Origin of the sequence: Sphingobium sp. CECT 9361 (assembly GCF_918741285.1) — a bacterium.
GTDB lineage: Bacteria > Pseudomonadota > Alphaproteobacteria > Sphingomonadales > Sphingomonadaceae > Sphingobium.
On the sequence record NZ_CAKKNC010000024.1, the window covers coordinates 1 to 24,858 of the forward strand.

18 protein-coding genes, 3 pseudogenes and 1 riboswitch are annotated in these 24,858 nt (G+C 61.9%); of the genes and pseudogenes, 5 read left to right on the forward strand and 16 right to left on the reverse strand.

Annotated elements, in window-relative coordinates:
- Positions 1–67: 67 nt before the first annotated feature.
- On the reverse strand, positions 68–991 hold the full coding sequence (locus LQ220_RS21225; RefSeq protein ID WP_230190103.1) for a zincin-like metallopeptidase domain-containing protein: 924 nt from the start codon (positions 989–991) through the stop codon (positions 68–70).
- A 950-nt stretch (positions 992–1,941) separates the two neighbouring features.
- Between LQ220_RS21225 and LQ220_RS21230 the strand changes: the two genes are divergently transcribed.
- Complete coding sequence (locus LQ220_RS21230) at positions 1,942–2,388, forward strand: DUF2285 domain-containing protein (RefSeq protein ID WP_230190104.1); 447 nt, start codon at positions 1,942–1,944, stop codon at positions 2,386–2,388.
- 14 nt (positions 2,389–2,402) lie between these two features.
- On the opposite strand, the gene LQ220_RS21235 is transcribed toward LQ220_RS21230, so the two are convergent.
- Entirely contained in the window at positions 2,403–2,909 is a 507-nt protein-coding gene (locus LQ220_RS21235) for a helix-turn-helix transcriptional regulator (protein ID WP_230190105.1), read from the reverse strand.
- Positions 2,910–3,176: 267 nt separating this feature from the next.
- Between LQ220_RS21235 and LQ220_RS21240 the strand changes: the two genes are divergently transcribed.
- The 3 genes from LQ220_RS21240 to LQ220_RS21250 all read left to right on the forward strand — a co-directional run bounded on the left by LQ220_RS21240 (position 3,177) and on the right by LQ220_RS21250 (position 6,397).
- On the forward strand, positions 3,177–3,764 hold the full coding sequence (locus LQ220_RS21240; protein ID WP_230190106.1) for a GntR family transcriptional regulator: 588 nt from the start codon (positions 3,177–3,179) through the stop codon (positions 3,762–3,764).
- Positions 3,765–4,081: 317 nt separating this feature from the next.
- On the forward strand, positions 4,082–4,645 hold the full coding sequence (locus LQ220_RS21245; RefSeq protein ID WP_230190107.1) for a lasso peptide biosynthesis B2 protein: 564 nt from the start codon (positions 4,082–4,084) through the stop codon (positions 4,643–4,645).
- Between the two features lie 3 nt (positions 4,646–4,648).
- The gene (locus tag LQ220_RS21250; RefSeq protein WP_230190108.1) at positions 4,649–6,397 is read left to right on the forward strand and encodes an asparagine synthase C-terminal domain-containing protein; all 1,749 of its coding nucleotides are present in this window, start codon (positions 4,649–4,651) and stop codon (positions 6,395–6,397) included.
- Here the strand turns inward: LQ220_RS21250 and LQ220_RS21255 are convergent.
- The 12 genes and pseudogenes from LQ220_RS21255 to LQ220_RS21310 all read right to left on the reverse strand — a co-directional run.
- Positions 6,382–8,625: a prolyl oligopeptidase family serine peptidase gene (locus tag LQ220_RS21255; protein ID WP_230190109.1), complete on the reverse strand. Its 2,244-nt coding sequence runs from the start codon at positions 8,623–8,625 to the stop codon at positions 6,382–6,384. The genes LQ220_RS21250 and LQ220_RS21255 overlap by 16 nt on opposite strands.
- Before the next feature lie 7 nt (positions 8,626–8,632).
- Positions 8,633–11,617 carry a TonB-dependent receptor gene (locus tag LQ220_RS21260; protein ID WP_230190110.1) on the reverse strand — a complete coding sequence of 995 codons (2,985 nt, stop codon included), beginning with the start codon at positions 11,615–11,617 and terminating at the stop codon, positions 8,633–8,635.
- Positions 11,618–11,744: 127 nt separating this feature from the next.
- Positions 11,745–12,731: a FecR domain-containing protein gene (locus LQ220_RS21265; RefSeq protein ID WP_230190111.1), complete on the reverse strand. Its 987-nt coding sequence runs from the start codon at positions 12,729–12,731 to the stop codon at positions 11,745–11,747.
- Between the two features lies 1 nt (position 12,732).
- Positions 12,733–13,248 carry a sigma-70 family RNA polymerase sigma factor gene (locus LQ220_RS21270; protein WP_230190112.1) on the reverse strand — a complete coding sequence of 172 codons (516 nt, stop codon included), beginning with the start codon at positions 13,246–13,248 and terminating at the stop codon, positions 12,733–12,735.
- A gap of 400 nt (positions 13,249–13,648) precedes the next feature.
- Complete coding sequence (locus tag LQ220_RS21275; protein ID WP_230190113.1) at positions 13,649–14,590, reverse strand: HEPN domain-containing protein; 942 nt, start codon at positions 14,588–14,590, stop codon at positions 13,649–13,651.
- Positions 14,591–15,673: 1,083 nt separating this feature from the next.
- Positions 15,674–15,865: pseudogene (locus LQ220_RS21280) on the reverse strand (glutathione S-transferase family protein); the annotation flags it as partial.
- Between the two features lie 17 nt (positions 15,866–15,882).
- The gene (locus tag LQ220_RS21285) at positions 15,883–16,545 is read right to left on the reverse strand and encodes a dihydrofolate reductase family protein (RefSeq protein ID WP_230190114.1); all 663 of its coding nucleotides are present in this window, start codon (positions 16,543–16,545) and stop codon (positions 15,883–15,885) included.
- Entirely contained in the window at positions 16,538–17,032 is a 495-nt protein-coding gene (locus LQ220_RS21290; RefSeq protein ID WP_230190115.1) for a VOC family protein, read from the reverse strand. The genes LQ220_RS21285 and LQ220_RS21290 overlap by 8 nt, the downstream gene beginning before the upstream one ends.
- Positions 17,033–17,175: 143 nt before the next feature.
- Positions 17,176–17,826 (reverse strand): glutathione S-transferase family protein, encoded by a 651-nt coding sequence (locus LQ220_RS21295; RefSeq protein WP_230190116.1) that lies wholly within the window; start codon positions 17,824–17,826, stop codon positions 17,176–17,178.
- A gap of 44 nt (positions 17,827–17,870) precedes the next feature.
- Positions 17,871–18,305 carry a MarR family winged helix-turn-helix transcriptional regulator gene (locus LQ220_RS21300; protein WP_290369078.1) on the reverse strand — a complete coding sequence of 145 codons (435 nt, stop codon included), beginning with the start codon at positions 18,303–18,305 and terminating at the stop codon, positions 17,871–17,873.
- Between the two features lie 280 nt (positions 18,306–18,585).
- Positions 18,586–19,071: pseudogene (pnuC, locus tag LQ220_RS21305) on the reverse strand (nicotinamide riboside transporter PnuC); the annotation flags it as partial.
- Positions 19,069–20,303, reverse strand: a pseudogene (locus LQ220_RS21310) (TonB-dependent receptor); the annotation flags it as partial. The pseudogenes LQ220_RS21310 and pnuC, both read right to left, overlap by 3 nt.
- Positions 20,304–20,384: 81 nt before the next feature.
- A riboswitch (TPP riboswitch) is annotated at positions 20,385–20,494 on the reverse strand.
- Between the two features lie 312 nt (positions 20,495–20,806).
- On the opposite strand from LQ220_RS21310, the gene LQ220_RS21315 reads away from it, so the two are divergent.
- Positions 20,807–21,910: an MBL fold metallo-hydrolase gene (locus tag LQ220_RS21315; protein WP_230190118.1), complete on the forward strand. Its 1,104-nt coding sequence runs from the start codon at positions 20,807–20,809 to the stop codon at positions 21,908–21,910.
- A gap of 37 nt (positions 21,911–21,947) precedes the next feature.
- On the opposite strand, the gene LQ220_RS21320 is transcribed toward LQ220_RS21315, so the two are convergent.
- On the reverse strand, positions 21,948–24,317 hold the full coding sequence (locus LQ220_RS21320) for a TonB-dependent receptor (protein ID WP_230190119.1): 2,370 nt from the start codon (positions 24,315–24,317) through the stop codon (positions 21,948–21,950).
- A gap of 125 nt (positions 24,318–24,442) precedes the next feature.
- Positions 24,443–24,832: a LysR family transcriptional regulator gene (locus tag LQ220_RS21325; protein ID WP_230190120.1), complete on the reverse strand. Its 390-nt coding sequence runs from the start codon at positions 24,830–24,832 to the stop codon at positions 24,443–24,445.
- Positions 24,833–24,858 lie beyond the last annotated feature (26 nt).

A 24,858-nucleotide genomic window follows, 5' to 3' on the forward strand; every position in this document is an offset into this window, starting at 1 on the left:
GCTTTGAAATAATGTGAAGGAACGTGGGCAGGAAACCCCAGAACTCAGCCAATCTGGCCGCCTTCCTTCACATTATCGACACCTCGCGATTACTGGGTTTATGCTCACCTCGCCATAACTCCAGCCATGCGCCGATATAATCAGCATGGCGCACCGTTGGCGTGACGCCGAGCGCGGCGCAGAGGAAGGCCGAGCCCATTTCGGCGACCAGTTCTTCGCGGGCATAATCCTTGCTGCCGTAGCTGTTCGTGAGGTCGCGTCCCAAGCGCTTGGCATGGCCGGTCGCGTGGGTGAGTTCATGCAGGCAAGTCCGGTAATAATTGACCTGATCGAAAAAGGCGGGCTGCGGGGGCACCTGAACGAAATCGCGCGAGGGCACGTAGAAGGCGCGGTCACCGCCGACATGAAAATCGACGCCGGATGCGGCGATAACATCCTCGGCGACGGGCACGATCTCGCGTTCGGGCAGCGGCGCGGGATCGGCGGCCAATCCTTCGCGCAATCCTTCGCACTGGGCGACATTGAAGACCGTGAAGCGCTTGAGGAACGGAATGGATTTGATCTCGGACGGTGCATTTCCGCTCGGCGGCGCGGCGTTGCCCCCAAGCCCCGCCCCTTGCGCCTCCTTGGGAATGAACCGGTCGGCATAGACGACCGTCTGCCCATGCTCGCCTTTGCGGACGCAACCGCCTGCTGCCAGAGCCTGCCGGAAGGTGAGCCAGCTTTGCGAGGGCCAGCCGTGCTCAATGACCGCCCCCCACAATATGAGGACATTGATGCCCGAATAGGCGCGCGCCGTCAGCGCATTACGCGGCAGGCCGGGCCCGGTCGCACCGTCCTTGCCCCAAGGCTGGACCCACGGCAGTCGCCCGGCTTCCTGTTCTCCGATGATGCGGGCCGTCACCGCGTCATAGAGGTTGGCCCGATTGTTCTCCTGACGATCTTCGCCACCAGCCTTTCCACGGGCACTACGCTTACGAGGTTCACGCATGGTCTGTCTCCTGCGCCACCCTAAAAAAAGCATAAGGCCTCCCCGCAGAGGCGGGGGTGGGCGGCACGAGCGACCAAGAGGCCCGGCTCCAGCGGCCAGGGGCACCTCCCGGGGTCCCCATCGCACGGCGATGGGGTGGACCAGAGGGCGAAACGCAGTGGCGCACCCCAAGCGCAGCGCCGGGGTTGCCCCGGGCCGCGACGGGCCTAGCCGGGCGCGCCGCCTGCACCCGCCGAACGGGAAAGGCCTCGATAAAACGCCGCCGCCGCCAGCGGCGACCATTGGCCGGTCGCAGACCGGCCCCTGCCAGGGATCGAAGCCGTATGGCCGAACGCGGAGCGGCTAGGCGGCCCCGCCGCAAGAGCGCGGTTGTGCGCCAGCGCAAGGCAGCAGTGATGAAAAAGGCCGTCCTTAAGACCGCTCAAGGCCAGCGTTCAGACCCGCAAACCCGCCACGGTTTATAGTGCAAATATATGCGGAATATCCGCAAGATTTCCCCCAGAGGGCCATAATCAAAGGATTTTTGGGCCTCAAGATGCGCTTTATGCACGCTTGGCGGCGCAATCATGCTCGCATGTCCTCTCTGGTTTTCAGGGGGAGACAGATGATGCCGATCAAGAGCCCTGTGATGCGCCCGCCGCACCTTATTTCACGCGGGACCGCGAACCCACGCGATCTGGATGAACCGGCGAGCATCGCATGGGAGGTCGTACGCCGCCGACAAGACTACCCCGCCCAGACAGGTCACCGTACGATTCTCCGCACGGCGCCGCGCGTCCTCCTGATCGAAGCCCCGCCACCCGCAGTCGACATCGGGCTGCTTTTTCGCCGAAGATCCGGCACGTCCTGCGCATGCGGCATCGATTTTCTGGGATGCCCGCATCGATGGCAGCGTCATCCCGGTCGCGGCAACGACGTGCGATCCCTTCGCAGCGCACGCATTCGATCTCATGACCCTGGCTTGGCCCGCCCGAATCCTGCGCAGCGGCGCGCGCGAGGAGGTCTCAATAGAGACGCCGGATGGCCGCTTCCGCCTCAGCGTCCAAGAAGGATCGGTGCTGAAAGGCGCTGTACACCTCACCTATGTCCTCGACGGGAACCGGCTGGGCGACCGGCTGAAGGCACTCCAGCGCTGGCACTACCTTGTTCAGACCGGAAAAGCGTTACCACCCAAGATACCGCCCTCTGGGCGCACGGCACGATGGCCGCTGCTTATCGCCACGCTCGACGCACTTGCCGACCCATGCTCGTTGCGGGAAATAGCGACCCGACTGTTCGGGGGCACGATCGTGGCGCGCGACTGGAACGCAGGATCGGACTATCTCAAGCTGCGGACCCGTCGGCTGGTGACGCAGGCCAGGGCGCTGGCCATGGGCGGCTATCGCAGTTTGTTATAAGCCCATCGACCCGCTCATGCTTTCTTGCGGTGGAAGCCGCGCAAGCTGAGCGCACCCAGGCCAATACGGCCGACGCGCCCGTCGAGCCATTTGCTAAGGAATGCTTCATTGTCATCAAGGCGAGCACCCAGGTCGGTAAACAGGCGCTGCAGGGCGGCAATGACATTGGGCGGTTCGAGGAAACTGATATCGCTGCCGCGTTCGTCGGCAAATTCCTGCAGCGTCATGATCATGATCATGACGAGCTTGGTATCGGCGCAATGGACCGCAAACTCGCTCGAACCGAACGGTCCTACCAGGGCAAGCGCGAAGGGATCGCAGTCGGTGGCTTCAGCAAAGGCGACGATGCGCGAGAAGGTGATGCGCCCACCCCCTGCTTCGAACAGTTCATAGCTGCGCTGGGCCATATTCATGCGGCGTGCGACCTCGCTGGTCTTGAGGCCGCGGTGACGGCGGATAGCGCGCAACGCGCGCGAGAGGCAGGGATTGCTTTCCGAGAGATCCAGCGACGAGAATGCCACGCCTACCTCCAACCTGCACGACCGGCACCATGCCAGTCGCTCCTATTTCGGGAGGCCGATCCTGTCGCGCGTACAGGATAGAGCTATTTGCCCCCTGGCGATGCGCGCTCCTTCTGCGGACTGTCCGCCGTCTTATTGCAGAGTATCAGCAGCTTGATTGCTGATTGCAACCTTTGCTGTTGCGCAACATGCCTGCACATGCCGCGAACACCCGGATTTCCTTGCCGATCGCGATGGCGTGACGAAGCGTGATGCCAAGGAGACGCAATGATGGAGCACAAGTCACGGATATCCTACCAGGAGGTCTACGCGCATGTCCTGCAGCGACTCGCTCAAGGGCACTATCGTCCGACACACCGTATCGGTATCGTCAGCCTTGCTAAATCGCTTGGCGTCAGCACGACGCCAATACGTGAAGCGCTGCGGCAACTGGCTGGGCGCGATATCGTCGTGGAGCGACATCGCGAAGGCTTCTATCTCGTTCCGCTCAGTGCCCGCACGATCGCAGGTCTCTATTTGGCACACGGACATTGGATGGAGCGACTGCTGTCTGGGCCGCTGTCGCCCGGCCGGGTCGGTAGATCGAGGGGCGATGTATGGCGCCTGTTCGACATCGCGGCATCGCGCTCGAATGACGCAGCGCTGATCATGGTGCGCCGCTACATCGATGACCGCCTTCTGGTGTTGCGCCGGCACGAGCCGCTCGTGATGCTGGACCGCGCAGCCCGCGGATCGGCCTTGGCAAAGGCTCTGGCGTTGCGCGACCTCGATCATGCGCGCGCGCTCAGCCAGGCGTTCCATGCGCAATGCGCAAGCCGAGCGGACCGCCTCGCCCACGCACTCGAAGCTCTCTGAACAAGCCACCAAATATATTTGGAAAATAAGGCAAATATGATTTCGATATCGACCCCCACCTGCCGCCTAATAAGCCTGCCGCAAATCCGCGGCTGCAATGGAGGTTGACATTCACAACAAGACTCAATGCGACACCTTGGCTGGCCGTCCTGCCAGCCGGGCCATTCCACTCGGCGCAGCGCGCCATCTCACCCGGGCGTCATTCTCGGGGATTCGCGCTGAGCTCGTCAGCAATCGCCAGTATACGCTGGGCGCCTGACCATCGGGGCGGCGCCGGCTGACCTTCGTCGGCGCCGTTCGCAGCCAGAGGTGCTCCTATGCTCCCGCGCGATCTCTTCGTTTCGCCAAGCGTGCGCTGCGGTGACGGCACCGTGATGCTCGATTTCGAGACCGACACCTATTTCTGCCGGTACGACGCGCAGCCGAGCCGAGAGGCGGACACCAATAGAATACCGGCTGAGCCGATCTGGTGCGAGCCTCCTGACGTGGATGCCCGGCTCGCGCCGAGCGACGTCTGGCTTTTCCTGCGTGCCTATGCTGCGGCGTTGACGACATTTCCCGGTCGTTCGGTGCGCCGTCTCCTCATCGAAGCGGTCGAACTCGAGCGGGTCAGCTACGTCGACGCGCCTTCGCCGGTCGCGCTCGCCGCTCGTTTCGAACGGCTTTCGCTCTATTTGCCGTTTCGCCCGTCCTGCCTGCTCAGGGCCGTTGCACTGCTGCACTATCTTGCCCTGCAGGGCCATGATGCAGACTGGGTGATTGGCGTCCAGCTGTTTCCGTTCCGGGCCCATTGCTGGCTCGCGCGCGACAATATGCTGCTTGCCGAGCGTGCGCACCTGATCGAGGACTATGTGCCTATATACCGGCTGCGGCAGGTTTAGGCAGTGCGCGGCTACCTTGTCCTGCAGTGGGCACCAGGCAATAATGACGCAGACACTGCGGTGCATCGGATCAAAGCGCTGATCGGGCGAGACGGTGGTGACATCCGTGTCGACGCACCGGGTGTCCTGATCGCAGGCGCACGAGACAGAGTGCGTCCCATCGGCTCGGGCACTTATGTTGTCGGCGACCTCTTTGCAGGTGCCGCGCGCCCTGCCACCCCGCCCCGCCTCGACACAACCGACGTGGCAGGCTTTCGCGCCTATTGCCAGACCCTGCTGTCGCAATGCTGGGGCAGCTATGTCGCTATGCGGCATGCCCCGGACGAGGATGCGCCGCTGTGCGTTCTTCCCGAACCCATGGGCATGCGCGATTGTACGAGCTGGGTGCATGAGGGTGTCCGCTTCGTGACATGCGATCCGGACAGATGGATCCTTAAGTTCCCCCCGTGCGATCTGGCCATCGATCGTGACGCCGTGGCGCATCTGCTGGCCTACACGACCGGGATTGCAGAGGCGCAGCCCCTTGTCGGCCTGGAGCTGCTCGACCCTGGGGCGCTCACCACGTTCCGGCCCAAAGGCCACGACAGCGAACGCCTGTGGACACCGCGCGATTTTTGCCAAAGCCATGGGCAAGCAAGCGAACCGGCCGCGCTGGCGTTGCGCGTCGATGCCTGCCTTGCCGCCTGGGCCACTATTGGCGACAAGGCGTTGCTCGAGCTATCGGGCGGTCTCGATTCCGCGATCGTAGCTTCCAGCGCGACCCGGGCCGGCATCCCGATTGCCCAAGCGGTGACCTTTTTCGGCGATACGCTGAGCGGGGACGAGCGCCGCTTCAGCCGGGCCATCGCTGCGCATCTGGGAATCGAAACACAGGAAATCGGCCTGATCGCCCGTGCGCTCGAGACGGTAATGCCGTCCCAGTCCGCAACCGGCATAAGACCGGGGATCGGCGCCACAAGCCTGTTCCACGATGACCGGCTGGCACAGGTCGGCGACGCGCTGGGCACTGACATGCTCCTAACCGGACAAGGGGGCGACGCGCTTTTCTTCCAGCATCCCACGCCCGCAGTCGCGTCCGATCCATGGCCGCGTGCCAAACACAAGAGCAGAGCCAGCCTGGAGGCGCTCGCCCGCTGGTCGCAAAGCTCGATCTGGTCGATTGCCGTGCACGCATGGCTGCCAGGATGGACGCGCAGGCAGGCAGAGGCAAAGCCCTGCTCCTTCACACGCTTTGAAGGTCCGCCCCGTCCCCTGCGCTGGACGGGCCCGCTCGAAGGGCTCCCTCCTGCCAAAGCCATGCAGGTGCTGGCGATAGCAGGCGATCGCAGCGCCTTTGGACCCAGTCAATGCAACCAGTCCATGCGCGTCATCCACCCCCTGCTCTCGCAGCCGCTGGTCGAATATGCATTGGGCCAATCGGTCATGACGCTGACCGATGGCAGGCGCGACCGGGCGCTGGCGCGCGCGGCCTTTGCGCATCGCCTCCCTGCAGCGATCATCGATCGGCGGGGCAAAGGCGCGCTCAGCGGTTTTTTCGGCCGGGTGCTGGCAAGGCGTACAAAATTGCTGCGCAGCGAACTGCTCGACGGTGCGCTTGCGCAAGCCGATCTGCTGAACCGGGCCGCGCTCGAGCAAGCCCTAGACCCTGAATTTCTGATGCAGGAAGACTGCTATGGTCCCATCCTCAATCTGCTGATCGTCGAGGGATGGATGCGGACCTGGCAGGACAGGCTGCGTCACGGCCCGGCATGAGCCACAGGCTTTGCAGAGCCCAAATTCTCCTCAAGGAACGCGAGCACCCGTTCGTAAAGATCGCGCAGATTGGCGGGGCTGGCAACGACATGGCCTTCTCCCCAATAAGTGACAAGCTGGGCGTCTTTTCCTTGCCGAAACAAGGCCGAAAAAAGCTGTTCGGCCTGCCCAAGCGGCGCAAAGTCGCGGTCTGCGGCAATGAGCAGCATCGGTGTCTGGATCCGATCGGCGCGGTAGACAGGACTGTTGGCAAGATAACGCGACGGCGCTGTCCAGGGCGCGGCGCCCATCCGCCCCTGCCCTGCTTCCGCCCAGGCATAAGACGAGGCTACCCAGACACCTTGCTCGGGGGCGATGCGGGCGGCGGGGCCGAAGGTTCCGACCGTAGCGCCAAGGTCGTAAATGCCGGAGGACGCAATGATGGCGCGGAACCGCGCGCTCTGCGTGGCGGCCATCGCGACGGCATAGGCGCCAAAACTATGGCCCCAAAGCGCTATCCTGGTCGCGTCGCAGCAGCCGGTCGCCAATGCGGCATCGATGGCCGGGTCCAAAGCCTGCGCAAAGGGAAAGCCTGTGTCAGGAAGGCGATCGGGCATTGGCAACGACGGCAGCAGCACGGCAAATCCCGCCGCTGCCAGGAGCTGCGCATTGGCATAAGGCCGCAGACCGGTCACCATCTGGTCGGCAGGGGCTGTGCCGCTGTAGACCTCGCCGGGATACGGGATCACGACCAACGGCAATGCAGCGCGGCTATCATGGCCTGGCGGCAAAAGAAGCCAGCTTATCAGGCGCGCACCATCGGGCCCAGCATGCTCCAGGCGGCGCAGGATGGCCGGTTCGACGTCGCGCATAGGGGCGTTCAGCACCATGATCTCCCGCCCATTGGCGGGGCCGGCGGGCAAAAGCCGCGTCTCGCCGGACCGGGCACGCACCCGCAGCAGCAACGGCGTCGCGCGACCTTGCTGTCGCAAGGCATCGACGCTTGCGATCCCGGACGGGCTCAAATGCGCCAACGGCACGGCACCAACCCTCTCAACAAGAACAGCGCCGCCGTCTCCAAGGTTGCGCCAAGCAACTGGCCTCCACCCCGGCAACGAGACGTCGGCGTCGTTCGCGCAGTCTATCGGAACCTGCCATCGAAAGGCATCCGTACCGGACGGACGGGACGTTCGCGCAGCAACGGGCACGCCTTCCTGTGGGCTGAGCGTGCAGCGAAGCGGTCGCGCCGGAAGGCGATCTTGCCCGGCCCGCCATAGCGTTCGACCACGAATGTCCGCGACCCTCGCGACGATGCCAGGTTGATCCTCGGCGAGGAAAGCAATGTACCGCCCGTCCACGTCCCAGCGCGGATCACCCTGGACGGCGCAATCGGGGCAAGGGACCCACTGCGCACCCGACACCAGGTCGACCAGGCGCAGGGTCCGGGCGAAGAACCCCTCGTCCTCGCGCACGACGGCCTGCGCGGCCGGTTGCTGCGGCTGCGCCAGTTCGAGCAGTGCCACCCTGTCATGATGCGGCGACAGCACAAGCTGGTTGAAATGCCCCCGCGCCAGTGGACGCACGGCGCCCGATCGCCGGTCCAGCAGCAGCAATCGCTGCGCGGGCCGGTCAAGGTCGCGCAGATAGCGCCCGCTGCCGATCACGGTGACGGCATGTTTGCCCATCGCGGTTGCATCCCATTTGTCGCGCACCCGGTCCGGGGCCCGGTCCATCGCCAAGGCCCAGGGCAAGTTGCTATCCGCCTCAGCAATCAGGAGCAGGCGGTCCTCAGACAGCCAGGCCAAAATGCTGTGAAAGCCATCATAGCTTGGCGCATAGGGAAACCAGTCGGTCGCACCCGTCGCCACCGTGATGAGGCCGAGTTGCAAGCGGTCGTCCTCCAGGCGCGCAACGGCAAGCTGCGTGCCTTCAGGCGAGAAGCCCAGGATCTTGGTGCCAGGGGTCATGCCGTCGGGCAGCAGAGCCCGCGCCGGACCGCCGCGCTGCAAGTCGACAACGAACGGACGGGCCCGCAGCACATGGGAGATGGCGATGCGCCCGGGCTGCGGCATCGCAAGGAGGCCGTCCAGTTTCTCGAATGCGAGCCAGCGACCGCCGGGGTCGACAAGGATCTGGCCTATATCTTCCTGCCGCAGGAGGTCGTCGAGCCCATAGGGCCGCGCGGCAAGCGGGTCCGGACGCCAGCAGAGCAGCGCTGCGAGCGCCAGGCCGGCGACGATAGCACGCATGATGGCACTACCAGCTTTTGCTGATTTCAAGCGCAACGAACCGCCCGGTCGCGTCGGCATTGGCGCCATCATAACCGGCCCCGGCCGTCGAATCGTAGAAAGGGGGCGCGCGGTCGAACAGGTTCTGCGCCACGAGCGATACCGAAAAGCCCGAAAGGCGCCCAGAGCCGGTGGGTGGCGCAAAGCCCAGCCGGAGGTCGATCGTGGTCCAGGCCTTGATACGCCGACCGACTTCGTCCCGGTAGCGGTTGACATGGTTGACCCCCAGTAAGGCATCGAACGCCCCCCGGGTCCAACCGGCGGTGAGGCGCCCGCGCAGGTCGACGGGTCGTCCCGCGATATTGCGTTGGTCGACCGGCTGGGCGGTCGGCGTCAGTTGCTCGCGCCACCGCGCCAGATAGGTAGCGCCCAGTCCTAAGGTGAAGCGGTCGCTGCCTCGCGTGAAAGCATAGGTCACATCAATATCGCCGCCTGCAACGTCGACGCGCCCCGTGTTGACGTAGCGCGTATCGACGACAGCGGCAACGGCTTCGGCTGGATAGCCCGCCGCCCCGCCTGCTTCGGCAAGGAGCGCGTCTACCAGCGCACGGTCCTGGGCATTGGTTGCAGGCGACACGAACTGGACGAAGGGCGCGAGGCTAGGATTGGTCAATGCCTGCGAGAAATTGCGCAAGGCCGGCAAATCGATCCGTCGGCTAAAAATCGTTCGGAATGCCGTGAGGCTCGCCTTGAAACCGGCAAGGGAACGCGGCTCAAGATCGAGCCCCACGGTCCAGCTTCGCGCCTTTTCAGGCGTGAGACCGGGATTGCCTCCGCTGCGCTGGAGAACGATGACCTGATTGCCACTCCCGTCGGTGAGAATGGTCGGACTGACAGCGGTCGGCGCGCCCAATTCGCGCAAATTGGGGGCGCGGAAGGACGTCCCCCAGCTTCCCCGAAGCGCGAGGCCCTCCATAGGCACCCAGCGAATACCGATTTTCGGATTGGTGGTCGTTCCCACGTCGCCATAATGCTCGGTGCGCACGGCAGCCGAAATGTCGAGGCGCTCAAAGCCGGGACGCGCATTGCCTGGCCCGAACAACGGCACGCTGAGCTCGGCGAACCCTGCCCATATGCTGCGGGCATAATCGGCGGGCGTCCCCGGTTCGGGAAGCGGCGAGAAAACGAAATTCACCGCACGGGTCGAAAAGGCCTCGCGCCGAAAATTGCTGCCAACGGCCAAACGCGCGGTGCCGCCCGGAAGCGCCACCAGCGGTCCGTCGGCCAGAAGCTCGCCGGTGTAGATGCGCGCGCGGGTGCGAACGTCGGTAAAGCCGCTTATCGCCTCAAGGATGGGCCGGGCGTTGGATGTCCCGTCACCATAGGGGTTGAAGTAACCGTCGACCGCGGGCGAATAGAGCGTCGCGGGGTCGTCGGGGATCGTGCCGAGCGCTTCGGCGAGTACATATTCATTGGCGAAGCGGTCGGTTGTGCTCACGTCGCGCTGCGCTGCATAAGCGGCATAGGGCGCAAGTTTCCAGCCGGAACCCAGGTCCATATCGAGGGCTGCGGTGAGGCTCAGGCTTTGTGCCGACCCTGCGGTTCGGGTTGGCCCCAGTTCACGGGTAAAGGCGTAGCCGATAAGGTCGGATGACGCGCCGGTCGGCGAGACGAACCAGGGATTGGCATCGGTGACGCTCAGGATGGTCGCGTAGCCGAAAGTGCGGCTGTCGAAGCGACGATGGGAAAATCGGCCCTCGAGCGACAGGTCGACATCGTCTGCCAGCCTCTGGTTGGCGTGCGCATACACGCTGTGGCGCTCCTGGTCCGGCGAAAGATCCGAGCCTTCCCGGAAATTTTCAAGGTTGACCGCACCGGCCAGAAAATCGCCGGCGCTGAGCGCCGTGCCGTTCTGGCCAGAGGGGATGGCAAAAGCAGGCACCAGCGCACCGTCGGCGTTGAATCCCAATATGTTTCCCGGCAGACTATAAGGATAGCGTCGATCGGTCCCGCCCAATGCGCGGGCATCGGCAGAACGGGCATAACGCCGATCGGCGCTGCGCAAGCCTGCGCGCCACTGATATTCGTAGGAGATAAGCGCCGAACCACCGTTCCAGCGGGTGCCCGCGGTTTGTGAAAGCTGGAGATCGCGAGCGTGGCCACGCGTTACGCTGCCAAAGCGCGCATCGCTCTGAAACCCTGTAAAATCCTGCTTGAGAAGGATATTGACGACGCCTGCAACCGCGTCCGAACCGTACAGCGCAGAAGCGCCATCGGTCACGATCTCGACACGCTCAAGTGCGCTCATGGGGATGCTCGATATGTCGGCAAAATCGCCAAGCAACCCGGCCCCGGCGATGCGGCGTCCGTTGACGAGCACCAATGTTGCATCGGGGCCAAGCCCGCGCAAGTTCAGCCCCGAGGCCAATGTTGCATTGTTGCCCGACCGGTCGGCAAAGGACAACGCGCTCTGCTCGGTCGCCTGCCCCGCGAAATTGCCTGGCAAAGCCTGCAGCGCCTGCGCCACCGTGCCATAGCCGTTGCGCTTCATATCCGCGCGGCTGATAGTCTGGGTTGGCGAGGCTGACGGCGGCGCGCCGCGAATGAGCGATCCTGTTACGACGATGTCGTCATGGTCGAGCGCAGCATCCAAGCTGGCCTCAGTCTCACTGGCCTTCGAAGACGGCGGCGCGACCAGCATGACGATCCCGGCACCCACCTGGCGGACACTGATGCCCGTCCCGGTTAGCAGCCGTTCCAACGCGGCCGCAGCCGTCAGATCACCGTGCAAGGCCGGAGTCTTGCGCCCAGCGGCAAGGGCCGGTGGATAAATAAGCTGGACACCGGCTTGCTCGGCATAGCGGGCCAAGGCTTGCGCCAGGGGGCCACCATCGATGTTGAAGCGGATGGTTGCTTCAGCGGCCGCAGCGGGGATCGACCCTGCGCCTAGCGCTGCAATTATGGCAATGGACGCTCCCCGGCCAAGGCAGGCAGCAATGCGTGTAGTCCCCATGATGTCCCAGTCTTTCCCCCTTTGCGCTCCGACGCAAGCGGAACGCATGGATGCGCCGCGATGGCACTCCTTCAGTCAAGGGACGCACCAGAGTGGGGGTCACCCTGACGGGGCGCGTAAAAAAAGATCAGGTCGCGGGTGAAGGCGGTGGGCGTAAGGTGAAACCGCCGTCGGGCCGCTGTTCTGCAACGAGCCCGAGCATGGCCGAGACCGCCCGGGCAAAGGCAGCGGTATCGCCGGTCTTGAAGGAGCCGCTGATCGGCGATGACCGATGACCGGGAACGGCGAGCACCACCTTCACCTGGCTATAGCGATTGATTTCGCCGACCGCCTGATCGAGCGGGGTCGCATCGAAGAGCACCCGCCCTTGTGTCCAGGCCGTGGCGGCACGCGGATCGACGGGCTGGATGGGCAAGGACGATGGTGCGTCAGACCGCCACTGCTCTCCCGGCCGCAGGCGCACAGGCGGGCGCCCCGCCATCCGAATCTCGACGCCCCCTTGGAACAGCGCCACGCGCGTCTGCGCGCCTGTGTACCGGACATCGAAGCGGGTTCCTGTGGCCCGGACCTCCACAGTCCCAGCGGTCACGATGAACGGGCGGCTACGATCATGGGCCACGGTGAACAGCGCTTCGCCGCGGTCGAGCCGGATACGGCGTTCGCCCTTGCTCAATGTCGCGCCGAGGCGGGTATCGGTATTGAGCTGAAGGTGCGAACCATCTGCCAGACGTACCGTGCGCTGCCCCCCTACGGCCGTCGCGACATCGATCCCTTGGTTTGGCTGGAAGCGAGTCCAGCCTGCCAGAAGCACCACGGCAACAAGGCCCGCCGCGAGCATGAGCGCGGGGACGGGGAACAGGCGCCAGCGGGCTCGGGGGCGCCGCGCCATGGTCTGGTCTGCAAGACGCAGCATGGCGGGCCGCGCCGCTATCCGGCCAGCGTCACCCCACAAACGTTCAGCTTCGGCAAACGCCACGGCATTGGCCGGGTCGCGACGCCATTCGAAGAAGCTGTCGAGCGTGCCCTTGGAGACCGGCAAGGTGCGCAGGCGCGCCAGCCACTGCGCAGCCTGGGCACGGCGACCGCTCGCGCAGTTGTCCTGCTCGTCCGTCATATTAGCCCAGCAGCTTCGTCATGCACTGCTCCACCGCCTTGCCGATACGCCATTCGACGGTCTTCACCGAGATTCCGAGATGGCGGGCAATATCATGGTTCGTCATTTTCCGAAACCGACTGAGCACGAATACATCGCGCAATGGCTCGGGCAGATCGCCTATCACTTGCTCCAGGAGGCGATCGGCCTCCTGCTCGTGCAGGCCTTGCGGGCATGTCACGACGCTGTCGTTGGCCGCCAGGAGGTGCTGCTTCTCCCGCCGCAATCGCTCCCGCCGCCGCCCGTCGCGAAAGAGATTGAGCGCGATGCGCGACAGGAAGGCGCGGGGATGGGCAATGTCGCGCGGTGGCGCGCGCAGCACGCGCAGCCAGGTTTCCTGAACGATATCGTCGGCTTCCGTCGGCGCAAGCCGCAGGTTGCGCCGGAGCAGGCGGTGCAGCCACTGGCCATCGCGTTCGACCCAGGTCTCGACCTCCAGGGCCGCGTGGGCCTGGGGCGGTTTGTCGGCCGCGGACATGGGGCACCTCCCTTACGACGAAGGGGCGAAGCCTTTGGCCTTCAGCAGAATCGATCCATGCGCGCAGATACCCACGTGCGACGCGCACGCAGGGGAACGGACGCCTCCAGCCAAGCCGGTGACGACCGTACTATTCGCATAGGGGATTCCACGCCCCTGCCCCGGCCTGTCCGGAGGCACGCCCAAGCTGATTCATTTATGCCTAGGGATCAAGCCCCAATTGGCCGAGAGGCCCAAGGAAAGACAGGAGAGTGGGAGGGACGGGTCGTGGAACTTCTATGCAAGAAGCCCGCTTATTTGCCGGGCGCATCGAGATGCTGCGGCGTCCCTCCCGGCATTGAGCCCGGTCTATTCGCGGCACCGCCATCCTAGATAGCGTTGCCGCTGCGCGACGCAATGCTCACTCTTCCAAGGCGAGCCTTTCGTTGCAAATCGTCTGGGTGAGCGCCTGCAATTGCCGGATGCGCGCGGTCAGCCAATCAAGCTCGGCATCGGTGATCTTGTAGAAATCGGAATAGCGGGCCTTGATATAGGCCGCTCGCAGCAGCTCGTAGCAGCGCTTGCCTTCTCTGGTGTCCCGCTGCCAGATGCCGATCAGCCGCGGATCAAGCTGCTCGCAGCGCTGCGACAGGAAATTGAGATTATGCGACTTGGGCCGGTACAGCTTGAGGACCAGAAGGATGCAGTAATAGGCGCGCTCGGCGGCCTGGTGCAGATTGAAGGCTGCTTCGTTGCGCCATTTTGCTTGTTCTTTGTCGGTGGTCGGGCTGGACGCTTCTCCTTGGGCGTAGTTTGCTAATTTTAATGCTCTTTCAATGCCTGGAAAGTCATCGTCGAAATAGAACTCCGCCTCTTTCCGTGCTTCTTCAGGCGACAGCGGCACAGGGTCCGCCAGCGGGAAGCCCGGTTCCTCGAAAAGCGCGATCCCTTCCCGGGCGATGTCGATGAAGAAATAGCGTCCGCGTTCCAGCTGATGGTTGATGTCGTCAAGACTGTGAATGATGAGGTTGAGCGGCTGAGGCCAAAAACGCCGGGTCAGCATCTCGACCATCCGGTCCTCGGCCTGGGTCCAATAGTCGGCTGCATTGGTGAGATCTTCGTGATCGACAACGACGAGAATGTCGTAGTCGGAAAAATAACGCCCCACCGGATCGATCACCTGCCGCCCGAGGGCATAGGAGCCAAAGAGGACGATTTTGAGTATGCGCCCATCGCGAATATGCGGTGCGCTGCGCTTTGCGGTCTCCCGGGCAAATTCCTCGCGCAGGATTTCGACAGCCTGCGCAAGATCGCGCCGTGCTCGGGCGGGGAGATGTGCCAAGTCGGATTTCAGGGCATTCATAAGCGAATCATTGCTTGTTAGCTGTCGAAGCGCAAGCGCTAGATACTTGGAGAAAGCGCCGTGAACCTGAAAAGCAGGTTGCACAAAACCGGGCTGCCAGCACTTGATTGCCAAGGCTCCTACCAACTCAATGGGACCAACGCGAAGTGGCGAGAGGATGCTCCGTGCCTGAGGCTACTGTAAAGAAACCGGAAGCAAAGGCCACACAGGGCCGCGAGGGCAGCGACACTTTGCTCCCCTTCTCGCCTTCCGCCTCCGCAAACTGGGTTACGGGGATCAGGCAGCGCCAGTGGGGCTTTGGGGCTATTCCGCGCCACATAGCCTTCGTTAGGTCCCGGACATTGTTCACCGGCAAGGGTTTTATCGGCAGTCCGGTCCTTTTGGACTTTTGGGGCAGCGGGAAACCCCATGTCATAGATTGGAGGATGCGGCCTGAGGGGTCTTCGCGGATCACCATTCCAGGCCAGCCAGGGACGGTCTCGTCGCCTGAGTTGAACGGATCGGGAACCGTAGCGTCAAACAGGGTTGCGATCTCGGCGGACGGCTTCTTGGCTTGGTAAAGGTAGCATATCGTCCGATCGTGGCACGACTACCCCTGGCCGCCAACGGCAAATTGCGACCGATTGTGTTGAAAAAGCCGACCTCTCAGAGCGATGCGTAATTTTCTTCGGACCATTACGTTCGCCGCGACAGACAGGTTCAATTACGTGGCAAAGCCGACTCAATCTGGTGCCTCAAGCGCACGAAAATTTCGCGCGCAGACTTTTTCAACACAATCGACCCTTGTCGGTCGTTTACGCATCGATTTTTCATCCCCCCTGTCCGGTCAGTCCGCTTTCTTAACTTAGTCCTTGAAGACTGGCTGATTGCGGAATGTCGATTCCGGAACGAGTGTGATCTGCGGTTCTCGGTGCGTTGCCTCCCGACAAGAGCCAGCGGTTCGCTTTCTGAAGTCCAAACGGCCTTCCCCACTTAGAAGCCGCCGGTCCTGCCCCACTGGAGGCCGGCATTGCGCACTATGACAATGTAGCTATTCTGATAGCGTTCCCAGCGTGATACCGGCGAGCTTACCAGACTCTTCCCTTAATCCCGGTCTGGTGCGCCGAGCGGAAAATATGCGCGGTAAGGTCGTGCCTCGTTGATGCAGCGTGCGACGGACGGCCGACCGATCAAACGGGCGCGATAAGCTTTTAACGTAGTGTGCTGGTCTGCGATTGGGTGCGCCCAGTCGGCGTAGAAGAGCGATGGGGCGGCAGCGCAGTCGGCAAGGGTGAAGTGGCCAAACAGCTGAATTACCATGTGCCGTCCCTCATTTTGGCTTGCCGTTCGTCCTCACGTGCACTTTCAATAGTCCCATAGGATCCCGTCTGGACCGGACCTGCAGGTTCGTAGGTCGCGATCACGGTGCCGCCGGTCGTTACCTGGTGATCGACCAGCTTGAGCGTAGCTGGCGGCGTTCCCTGGCCGAAAAGCCGCTTGCCGCTGCCAAGCACGACCGGGAAAGTGTACAGAACCAGTCGGTCGAGCAAGCCTGCCGCAAGCAATGCGGGGTAGATCATGCTCGATCCCTGTATCAGCAGGTCGGGGCCGTTCTGCTGCTTGATCGTTGCAACATCATCCACGGTGCGCATCCGGTGGCTGTTCGCCCAGGGCAACGGTTGCTCGCCTTTCGTAAGGACATATTTGTCTGCTGCGGTGAACGCTTCGCCCATCGCTGCGCCTTCACCATCGGCGTAGGGCCAGTAAGCGGCAAAGATGTCGTATGTTCGCCGGCCTAGAAGCAGGTCATAGGGTTGCGAGAAGAACTGACCAATCGCCGTATCGACCTGACCGTCGGAAATGGGGAACATCCAGTCGCCGTGCATGAAGCCCCCGGTCGGGTCTTCACTTGGTCCACCGGGCGCTTGAATGACGCCGTCGAGCGATGTGAACATGCCGCCAACGATATTACGCATTGGTCGCCTCCCCGGCGCGCGCCGCTTCGATTCGGGCGATGTCAATTTTGCGCATCGTCATCATCGCTTCCATCACGCGCTTGGCGGCAGAAGGGTCCGGATCGGCCATCCCGGCCATCAGCGCGCGAGGCACGATCTGCCACGAGAAACCCCAGCGATCCTTACACCAACCGCACATGCTTTCTGCACCACCGTTGGTGACGATAGCATTCCAATAGCGGTCGGTTTCATCCTGAGTATCGGTGAAAACTTGGAAGCTGACTGCCTCATTTGGCTTGAAGTTGGAGCCGCCATTAAGACCGACGAACGACTGGCCCAGCACCGTGAACTCGACCGTAATTTCCTCTCCACGCCTGGTTGACGGATTGTCAGCAGGGGAGTCCTGCCCGATCCCGACATAACTATCGGGGAACAGACTTGCGTAAAACTCAGCAGCCTCTCGGGCCTTGCCATGGTCGAACCACAGGCACGTTGTCATCTTTGCCATTGTTTGCTCCTTACTTTTGGCTGGCCAGCGCGAAGGCGGCGACCGGCACATCTTGGGGTAACGTCCCTACACTTGACCTTCAGGTGGTGAGGATGCCGCCGTCGGTAGTCATCAGTTCGTACCAAATCAGGATGCCTTCAGGATTAGCCATCCTTTTCATCCTCTGCGTATAGCGCGAGCTGGTCGGCCATCGCCTTGCGGTGCGCGGGCCGCGTCTCGCCGCGCTCGACGTAGGCGGCAAGCTTCGGGAAACTGTCCAGTTGGCCTGAGCCGCGCAAGCCGCCGAGCACCGAGATCAGCATCAGATCGCCGATGGTAAACGTATCGCCATCGATCCATTGCTTGTGGTCGAGCGCCAGTTCGAGATCATGAAGTCGTACTTGCAAATCTTCGCTGACTTTGGCGTGACGCGCCTTTGACCATTCACGGTCTGCTTCGAAGATATCATTGACGGCAATCGCCATGACGAACGGCTCGACTGAATTGAGCGCGGCCACAAGCCATTGGATCGAACGGATCCGCGCCGCCGGATCGGTCGGGATCAATTGACCTGCCCGCTCGGCGATACGCAACACGATCGCGCCCGATTCAAAGATCTCGACCTCATCGTCGCGGTACGTTGGCACCTGCCCGAAGGGTTGATGGCAGCGATGCTCGGGCATCTTAGCGTTGCGGATGAGCTCAACGTCATAGGGCTGACCGACTTCCTCGCAGGCCCATCGCGCGCGGATATCGCGGACGAAGCCCCGTGCGAACGGAGGGACCCATGCGAAGGTGGTAATGACCGGAAGCATATCATCCTCTCCATTTGATCAATTTGTTCTGGTTCGACGTCTTGTTATGCGAGTGCGATCAGTTCCCGGCGCAGTATGTCCGGATCATGCAGCTCGGCTTCAACGGCCTGATGGGTGGCGCGCCAGATCGGCAACGCGCACGCAAGAGCGTCGCGGCCGGCGTCCGTGAGGACGAGCAGCCTGCTCCGCCGGTCGGCTTGATCGACATGTACCTCGACGAGACCGCGCCGTTCGAGCGGTTTCATCGCGGCCGTGAGTGTCGTCCGGTCCATCGCCAGCAACTGCGCAACGGGTGCCATTGGCGGCGGAGCGGGCCGGTTGAGTGACATTAGCAGTGAAAACTGTCCATTTGTGAGACCAGCGGGTTTAAGTGCGGTGTCGAACCTTCGCGCCAAAGCGCGGGCGGCACGCTGCGCATGAAGACACAGGCAGGTGTCGCGTACGTCAATTGTGGTCTCGAACGGCACCGACTTTAGCATCTGCTCAATATGTTGATATCAATCTAATCTGTCAAGTTTAATGCATTGTGAGGGCCGGGTTTGGGGTAAGCATCGACAGATTTGGAGCGGGACGGGGCCAGCGCATCGGAACTCCGCTCGCAAAGTCGGCCTGGTATTGAACAACTGGCTTTAGCTTCCGCATTCGTCCGAGGAGGCCATGAAAATTCTCTGCGCCGCTCATCCCATTTGGGCGGAATGGATATCTGCAAGAACCGTCGATATTGCTCGCGTTAGTTTCGCCCTTTTGGCGCAGCTTTACTCAGGATTGTCGCAGTCTTTCCGTCGCAGCCAGCCATCGTCTGTAGCCTAGTAAGGCCAATAGGATCATCGCCGCATAGAGGACGGCAGTTAGCCACAAACCCTTGAAGGTGAACATGCCGACATAGACAATGTCCAATGCAATCCAAAGCAGCCAGCTGGCGGCATGGCGGCGTGCTGTCCAATATTGTGCAACGAGGCTGAAACTGCTGAGCACCGCATCCATCCACGGTAGCGCCGCATCGGTGAAGCGATGCATGCAATAGCCGATGGCGATGGCACCCACCGCACCCGCCGTCAGAGTCGTGGCGGCGCGCATGAGCGGCAGGGGCATTATCACGACCCCTCCCGCATCGTCCCGGCCCCGTGCCCAGCGGAGCCAGCCATAGATGATCGCGCCGCCGAACAGCAGTTGCAGCACCATGTCTGCATAGAGGCGTACATCTAGGAAGATCTTGAAGTAGAGCGCGCAGGCCAGAAGGTTGATGCTCTCGTCATTCATGAAAGTCGCATATTGGCGGCCTACATATTTGAGCGCAGCGCTACCGAACAGGCGTCCGACATCGTAAGTGCTGCCGAGGCCGAACTGGAAGCGCGGGCTGCTGACGGCGCGCTTGCCTTTCGTCGGCAACAGGTCGCCGCCCATCAGCAGATCGTCGTTTAACCGCGTGTGCAGATATTCGCCCGAAGCATAAAGGCTGAACCCTTTGGCGGGACGATAATCGATCTCACCATCCAGCCCGTAGCCGCTCTGACTGCCGCCGTTAATCGTCGAACTGACGAGCGCGCCGCCGCTGTTGACCAGCGTCGCCACCTGGCGATTGCGGAAATGGTAGTGAAAGGCGGTCAGCGAGAAGGACAGGTTGGGGCCAATATAGCGATAACCCAGTTCCTGCGAGACGCTATATTCATTCTTGAGCGCGCCGGTGCCTTGGCTGACCAGTTCGCCGCCATAATAGCTGTTGTAGAGCGCGAACTCGTTAGGCGTGCGAAAGTTGGTGGTCATGTTGGCGAACAGTTGCTGCCGATCGTCCAGCCGATAATGAATCGCCGCGCGGGGCAAGGCGGCGAAGCTGTCGACATGCACTTTCGACTGTGGTCCCGGCAGATGGTTGCGGCCATTGCGCAGCAGGCTGACACCCTTGAATCCCACATCGACGGTGAGGCGCGGCGTAAGCACAATGCTGTCCGCCAGGAAGACGCCTTTGGTCACAGTGACAGTGCGCTGATTTTCATAAGCGAGCAGGCGCCCGTCCGCGGTACGGATCGCCTTGTCCTGATAACCCCAGCTATCCACCGGCCGGCCATCGGCGTCAATCGAGGTATAGCTTTGGGTTACACGGTCGGTGCCATATTTTCAGCGTCGGCGAATTGCGAGGGATAGGCATAATAATAGCCGATATCATTCTGCGGTGCACCTTCCAGCAGCACGCCGATCTGGTCCTGCCCCAGACCACGCAATGTCAGGCTGGACGTCGCGGACAGACCATAAGGATCGCTGGACGATACGTTCGCCCCGGGCAGAAGGTTGACCAACTGGAAGGCGTTGAGCGTCGGGGCCTGTTTTCTGATGAAGGCGTCTGCGATCGAGCTGATCGCTTTTGGCGCTCTCTGGTCGGGCAGCAGCCCCAGCGGGTCGGGATAACCGGTAACTTCTATGGGCGCGCGATCCTGTTCGTCGCCATCCGCCGCTAAGACGGCGGGGGCCGCAAATAGCATCGCGGTAGCCAGTGCGGCCCGGCCAACATAAATGATATCAATCGTCATCGTCTCACGTCCACTCCACGCGGAGGGACGACGGACATACCGCCTTGCCCTCCCTACGCCGGTATCAGCCGGATCAGGTTCAGCGGGTCGTGGTCTGCTGACCACCTCTCAGCCGCGCATGAGCGGCCCCCCGGGGATGCGCCCCTTTAGTAGGTGGAATGTAAGGTGCAAAGTATTATTAGTCGCAACCCGACCCTTGTCGGTCACTTAGCCTTCAATTCTTCTTTCCCAATTGCTGACGTCCGCTTCCCAACCTAAATACGCCACACTGGCTGGGAGCAGGCAGTCAAAAGGTGACATCGGCCGGCTCAGAATACTCTGGCATAGAGTTTCGCTGATTGTTGCCATAATTATTGTTCCGGATAGATCAGCACGTCAGATTTCGATATCCCCGATGCAGGCATTAGGAATTGCCCGGCCAATAGGTTAACATTCCGTGAAATTCGGAGGTGGCGATGAAGACCGATGCGATAGGGCGCCGAACGATGTTGGCCGGGGTTATAGGGGCGGCGGCGATGTCCAGCTTGCCGCTGGGCGCGCGGGATCCGCAATTCAAGGTACCTGTAGTGGATTCGCTGACCTTGACCGTGCTGACCGACAGCGGGACATTTGGACCTTTCTTACCCGATCAGGACCTTCCCGGCTTGAAGGTGCTGCGCGCCGGCAATGGAAATCCCCCAGGCTATACGCGCATGTCTTCCAAGGCTCTGATGGGTGAGTTCGGCCTTTCGCTGCTCGCGGACTCGCTAGCCGGAGATGCGGCACGCCGGATTCTGGTGGACTTCGGTTATACCGCAGAGGTGTTAGCGAACAATATGGCCATGCTCGGCATCGATCCATCAAGTATCGACGCTTCCGTGCTGAGCCATGGTCACCTCGATCACTATGGCGGGTTTCCTGCGCTGGCCGGACATTTCGCAAGGAAGGGACGCCCGCTCCCGCTTTACGTCGGCGGGGAAGAGGCTTTCTGCGAGCGGGTCGCGATGATCGGCAATCCGCCACCGGTGATGGGCATTCTTGATCGCGCTGGGCTAACGAAAGCGGGATACGATATCCGAATCGCTCCAGAACCACGGATCGTCGCGGATCAGGCTTTCACGACGGGTATAATTCCTCTGTTAACTTCCGAGCGTACCGCGATCCCGACACGCATGCGGCCAGGAACCGGCTGCGATCGGCAAAGACTGCGCAGTGACAAACGCGACCTGGCCGAAGTCACCGACGATGGCGAACATGAGCTTGCCACCTGCTATGCGATCAAGGGGCTGGGACTAGTCGTGATTGCGTCGTGCAGTCACCGTGGCGTCCTGAATTCCGTCCGGCGGGCTCAGGCAATCAGCGGCATTTCGAAGGTTCATATGGTTATCGGCGGCTTCCATCTTGTCCGGCCCCGCACCGAAGAAGAGGCACGGCAAACCGTCACGGCCTTCAAGGTAATGGACCCCGATTATATTGTTCCCATGCACTGCACCGGCGAGATCTTCATTGAGGAGGCACTTCGCCAGATGCCCCTTAAGATTGTCCGACCCTATGTCGGCACGCGTTTCGTGATGGGATAAAGGCGACGTATGTCGCAGCATCTACAGATGCAGGATCTTACTGTCTCGCCCGCAACGTCAGCCCAACTACGCTCGGATCATTTGGTGTTCCGACGATCAACCCGGAATTGCCAGCCTGAACGGTAAGGTTCTGAATATATTGCTTGTCGAAGAGGTTGCGGGCGAACAGTGCCACCTCCAGCCGCTGTCCAATGCGCAGGCCGATGCTCCCGTTTACGACGGTGTAGCCCTTGATGATCGTATAGGCCGAAGCTGTAGGATCACCGAAGATTTTGGTCCGCGAACTGGAGTCCACATGCAGCACTACGTCGCTGTCGCTGCCAAATAACCGGACGGGATGAGAATAGTCAGCGCCCAGCGTTACAGACCATTTCGGCAGTCCGGGAAGCCCCCGGCCGCTAAGATTGCACGCCGAGGTTCCAGTGCCGATCCGCTCGATGGGGCAAGGACCGCCAGGATACGACACATACTTCCCATCGGCATACGCTGCCGAGGCGCGCAACTGGAGGCGGTTGGAAACCTGAGCAACCGCATCGGCCTCGACACCCTTCACGCGAACCTTGGGGATGTTGGCGAGATAGGTACGTAGCGCGGCCGCCGCGCCGGTGTCGGTAACGTTCGTCTGGAAGTCGCGGACGGTGGTGTAATAGGCATCGATGTTGAAGATCAAACGCCGGTCTAGCGTCTGCGTCTTGAGCCCGATTTCAAAAGCGTCGTTTTTCTCCGGCTTCACCACAGCCGTCTTGAGCGCGGGCAGATTGTTATTGTCGAGCGGCAGGCCTGCCATGTTGATGCCACCGGACTTCGCGCCGCGTGCATAGCTGGCATAGCCCAGCACGCCAGCGGAGATCGTATAGGAAAGGTTGGCTCGGCCGGTGATATCGCCGTCCTTGTCGCTTGCCGAATAGGTTTGGCCCCGCAGGATGGAAAGCTGGCTGCTACGCTGCGCGGGTGTAACGGTCGCCGGTCCGCCGAAGGTGAAGGTGTCATAGACGCCTTCCTTCTCTTCGTAGGTGTAGCGCAGGCCACCTGTGAGCGTCAGTGCCTCCAGCAGTCGCCAGTTGACTTCGCCAAACGCCGCGTAGCTATCCGACCGAAAATCGGTGTGGCCATCAGTGCCATAGCCATCGAGCAGATCGGAGTCGCTGAAGAGCAGCCAATAGGCCGCACGCGAACCGTAGATGGAGATGGGCCGCCCCGTTATCTTCTGGCGAAAGAAATATAGACCGGCCACATAGCTGAGCGGCCCATCCCCATCGGACGCCACGCGCAGTTCCTGGCTATACTGGTCCTGCCGGGAGGGAATATGCTGGGTCAGCTGGATTGGGATGCCCGTATAGTCCCGATCATTGGCCGCATCCCAGTTCCAGAAGCGCCAGCTACTGACCAACGTCAGCCTAGCGCCACCCAGTTTCCCGTCGAAAATTGCCGCAACGCCGCCTTCATTCGTCTTGACGCCAAGCGGAGCGTCTATGTCGGTCAGCCGGTCATAGGGGTTGAGGCTCGGTGGGGTGTAGGGACCACCGGGGACATTCGCCGCCAGCGCGGCATATTGCCGGGTGGAGGCTTTAAGCGTCGGCGCGACCCGGACATAAACCTGTGTACAGCAGTTGCTCTCGAAATTGGCGAAGTCGGCAATCAGGCGCAGTTGCACGCCTTCGGAAGGCTTGACGAGCAATTGCCCCCGCGCGGCCTGATTACTGGACGTGTTCTGATCACGGCCCGTGACGACGTTGTGGATCACGCCATCCCGCCGGGTCGAGACGCCGGAGATGCGGAACGCAACCGTGTCGCTGATCGGGCCGGACGCCGACACTTTCGCCTGCAGGAAATCGTCGCTCCCATAGGAGAGTTCCTCGCTCGCTTCCGGCGTAAAACTCGGCAGCCGCGTGGTGATGCTGATGGCGCCAGCCGTACTGTTCTTACCGAACAAGGTGCCCTGCGGGCCGCGCAGCACCTCGATCCGGTCGATATCTGTGAAGTCGAAGGCGGCGGTCGCAGGACGCGCATGATAGACCTGATCGACATAGAAGCCGGCGCCCGGCTCCAGCCCGTCATTGGACTGGCTCACCGCGACGACGCTACTGCCCAGCCCCCGGATAGTGACGGAGGTGTTGCGCGGATTAGCTGAACTGTAGTTGAGGCTTGGCACGAGTTGGCTAAGCTGGGATGTGTTCACCGTATAGGACTTGTCGAGCAGATCGCCTCCAACGACGGACAGCGCAACAGGTACGGACTGCGCATCTTCGGCGCGGCGACGGGCAGTGACGATGATCTGGGGCAAGGCTGCGCTGTCTGCCGCTTCCCCTCTGGCGGCAGGACTTGGGGAGGAAGGCTCAGCCGATGCCGGTGCGCAGATCAAAAACGGCACGACCGTGCACATCATGGAAAGCAGACACTTCCGCATAAAACCCCCGTACCGGCTACCGAGGTCGCCTACCGAACTCGATATCTCGTCGTATATAGAGAAGGAAAAATGAAGCAACCTACGTTCTGGCAGCAGACTAGAAGGACTAATTGAGGGAGCGTCGTTCAGTCGGACGCAGGCGCTGCTTTGCCAGGAAGCGGCGTTTCAAGCAGCACCGCAATCAGATCAGCATACGCGTCGCTCTCCGCCATCATAGCCGATTGCGCTTCAAGGGCGCGGTAGGCTGCAAGCACTCTGTGACCGCAGGCCGTCACGCGCGCTCCGCGTTCACGACCGCCGCCCGATAGTGTCTCGACCAGCTTTTCTTGAAAACAGCGGTTCATTTCATCAACCAGCAACCAAGTACGCCGGTAACTCATACCTAGCGCGCGCCCGGCGGCTGATATTGACCGCTCACGCTCGATTGCTTCCAACAGATCAGCTTTACCTGGCCCCATGGCGAAGCCGTTTCCACACAGCAGTTGCAGTTTTACCTTAAGGGGGCCGACGTGCATCTTTTCCACCGATCAGGATTAGCTGG

Coding starts and splice junctions, on each gene's coding strand:
- LQ220_RS21300 (WP_290369078.1), bottom strand. CDS start 18,305: ATGCTAAAGTCGGTGCCGTTCGAGACCACAATTGACGTACGCGACACC.
- LQ220_RS21255 (WP_230190109.1), bottom strand. CDS start 8,625: ATGCGTGCTATCGTCGCCGGCCTGGCGCTCGCAGCGCTGCTCTGCTGG.
- LQ220_RS21315 (WP_230190118.1), top strand. CDS start 20,807: ATGAAGACCGATGCGATAGGGCGCCGAACGATGTTGGCCGGGGTTATA.
- LQ220_RS21230 (WP_230190104.1), top strand. CDS start 1,942: ATGACCCTGGCTTGGCCCGCCCGAATCCTGCGCAGCGGCGCGCGCGAG.
- LQ220_RS21260 (WP_230190110.1), bottom strand. CDS start 11,617: ATGGGGACTACACGCATTGCTGCCTGCCTTGGCCGGGGAGCGTCCATT.
- LQ220_RS21240 (WP_230190106.1), top strand. CDS start 3,177: ATGATGGAGCACAAGTCACGGATATCCTACCAGGAGGTCTACGCGCAT.
- LQ220_RS21295 (WP_230190116.1), bottom strand. CDS start 17,826: ATGCTTCCGGTCATTACCACCTTCGCATGGGTCCCTCCGTTCGCACGG.
- LQ220_RS21285 (WP_230190114.1), bottom strand. CDS start 16,545: ATGCGTAATATCGTTGGCGGCATGTTCACATCGCTCGACGGCGTCATT.
- LQ220_RS21225 (WP_230190103.1), bottom strand. CDS start 991: ATGCGTGAACCTCGTAAGCGTAGTGCCCGTGGAAAGGCTGGTGGCGAA.
- LQ220_RS21275 (WP_230190113.1), bottom strand. CDS start 14,590: ATGAATGCCCTGAAATCCGACTTGGCACATCTCCCCGCCCGAGCACGG.
- LQ220_RS21325 (WP_230190120.1), bottom strand. CDS start 24,832: ATGCACGTCGGCCCCCTTAAGGTAAAACTGCAACTGCTGTGTGGAAAC.
- LQ220_RS21290 (WP_230190115.1), bottom strand. CDS start 17,032: ATGGCAAAGATGACAACGTGCCTGTGGTTCGACCATGGCAAGGCCCGA.
- LQ220_RS21245 (WP_230190107.1), top strand. CDS start 4,082: ATGCTCCCGCGCGATCTCTTCGTTTCGCCAAGCGTGCGCTGCGGTGAC.
- LQ220_RS21270 (WP_230190112.1), bottom strand. CDS start 13,248: ATGTCCGCGGCCGACAAACCGCCCCAGGCCCACGCGGCCCTGGAGGTC.
- LQ220_RS21320 (WP_230190119.1), bottom strand. CDS start 24,317: ATGCGGAAGTGTCTGCTTTCCATGATGTGCACGGTCGTGCCGTTTTTG.
- LQ220_RS21265 (WP_230190111.1), bottom strand. CDS start 12,731: ATGACGGACGAGCAGGACAACTGCGCGAGCGGTCGCCGTGCCCAGGCT.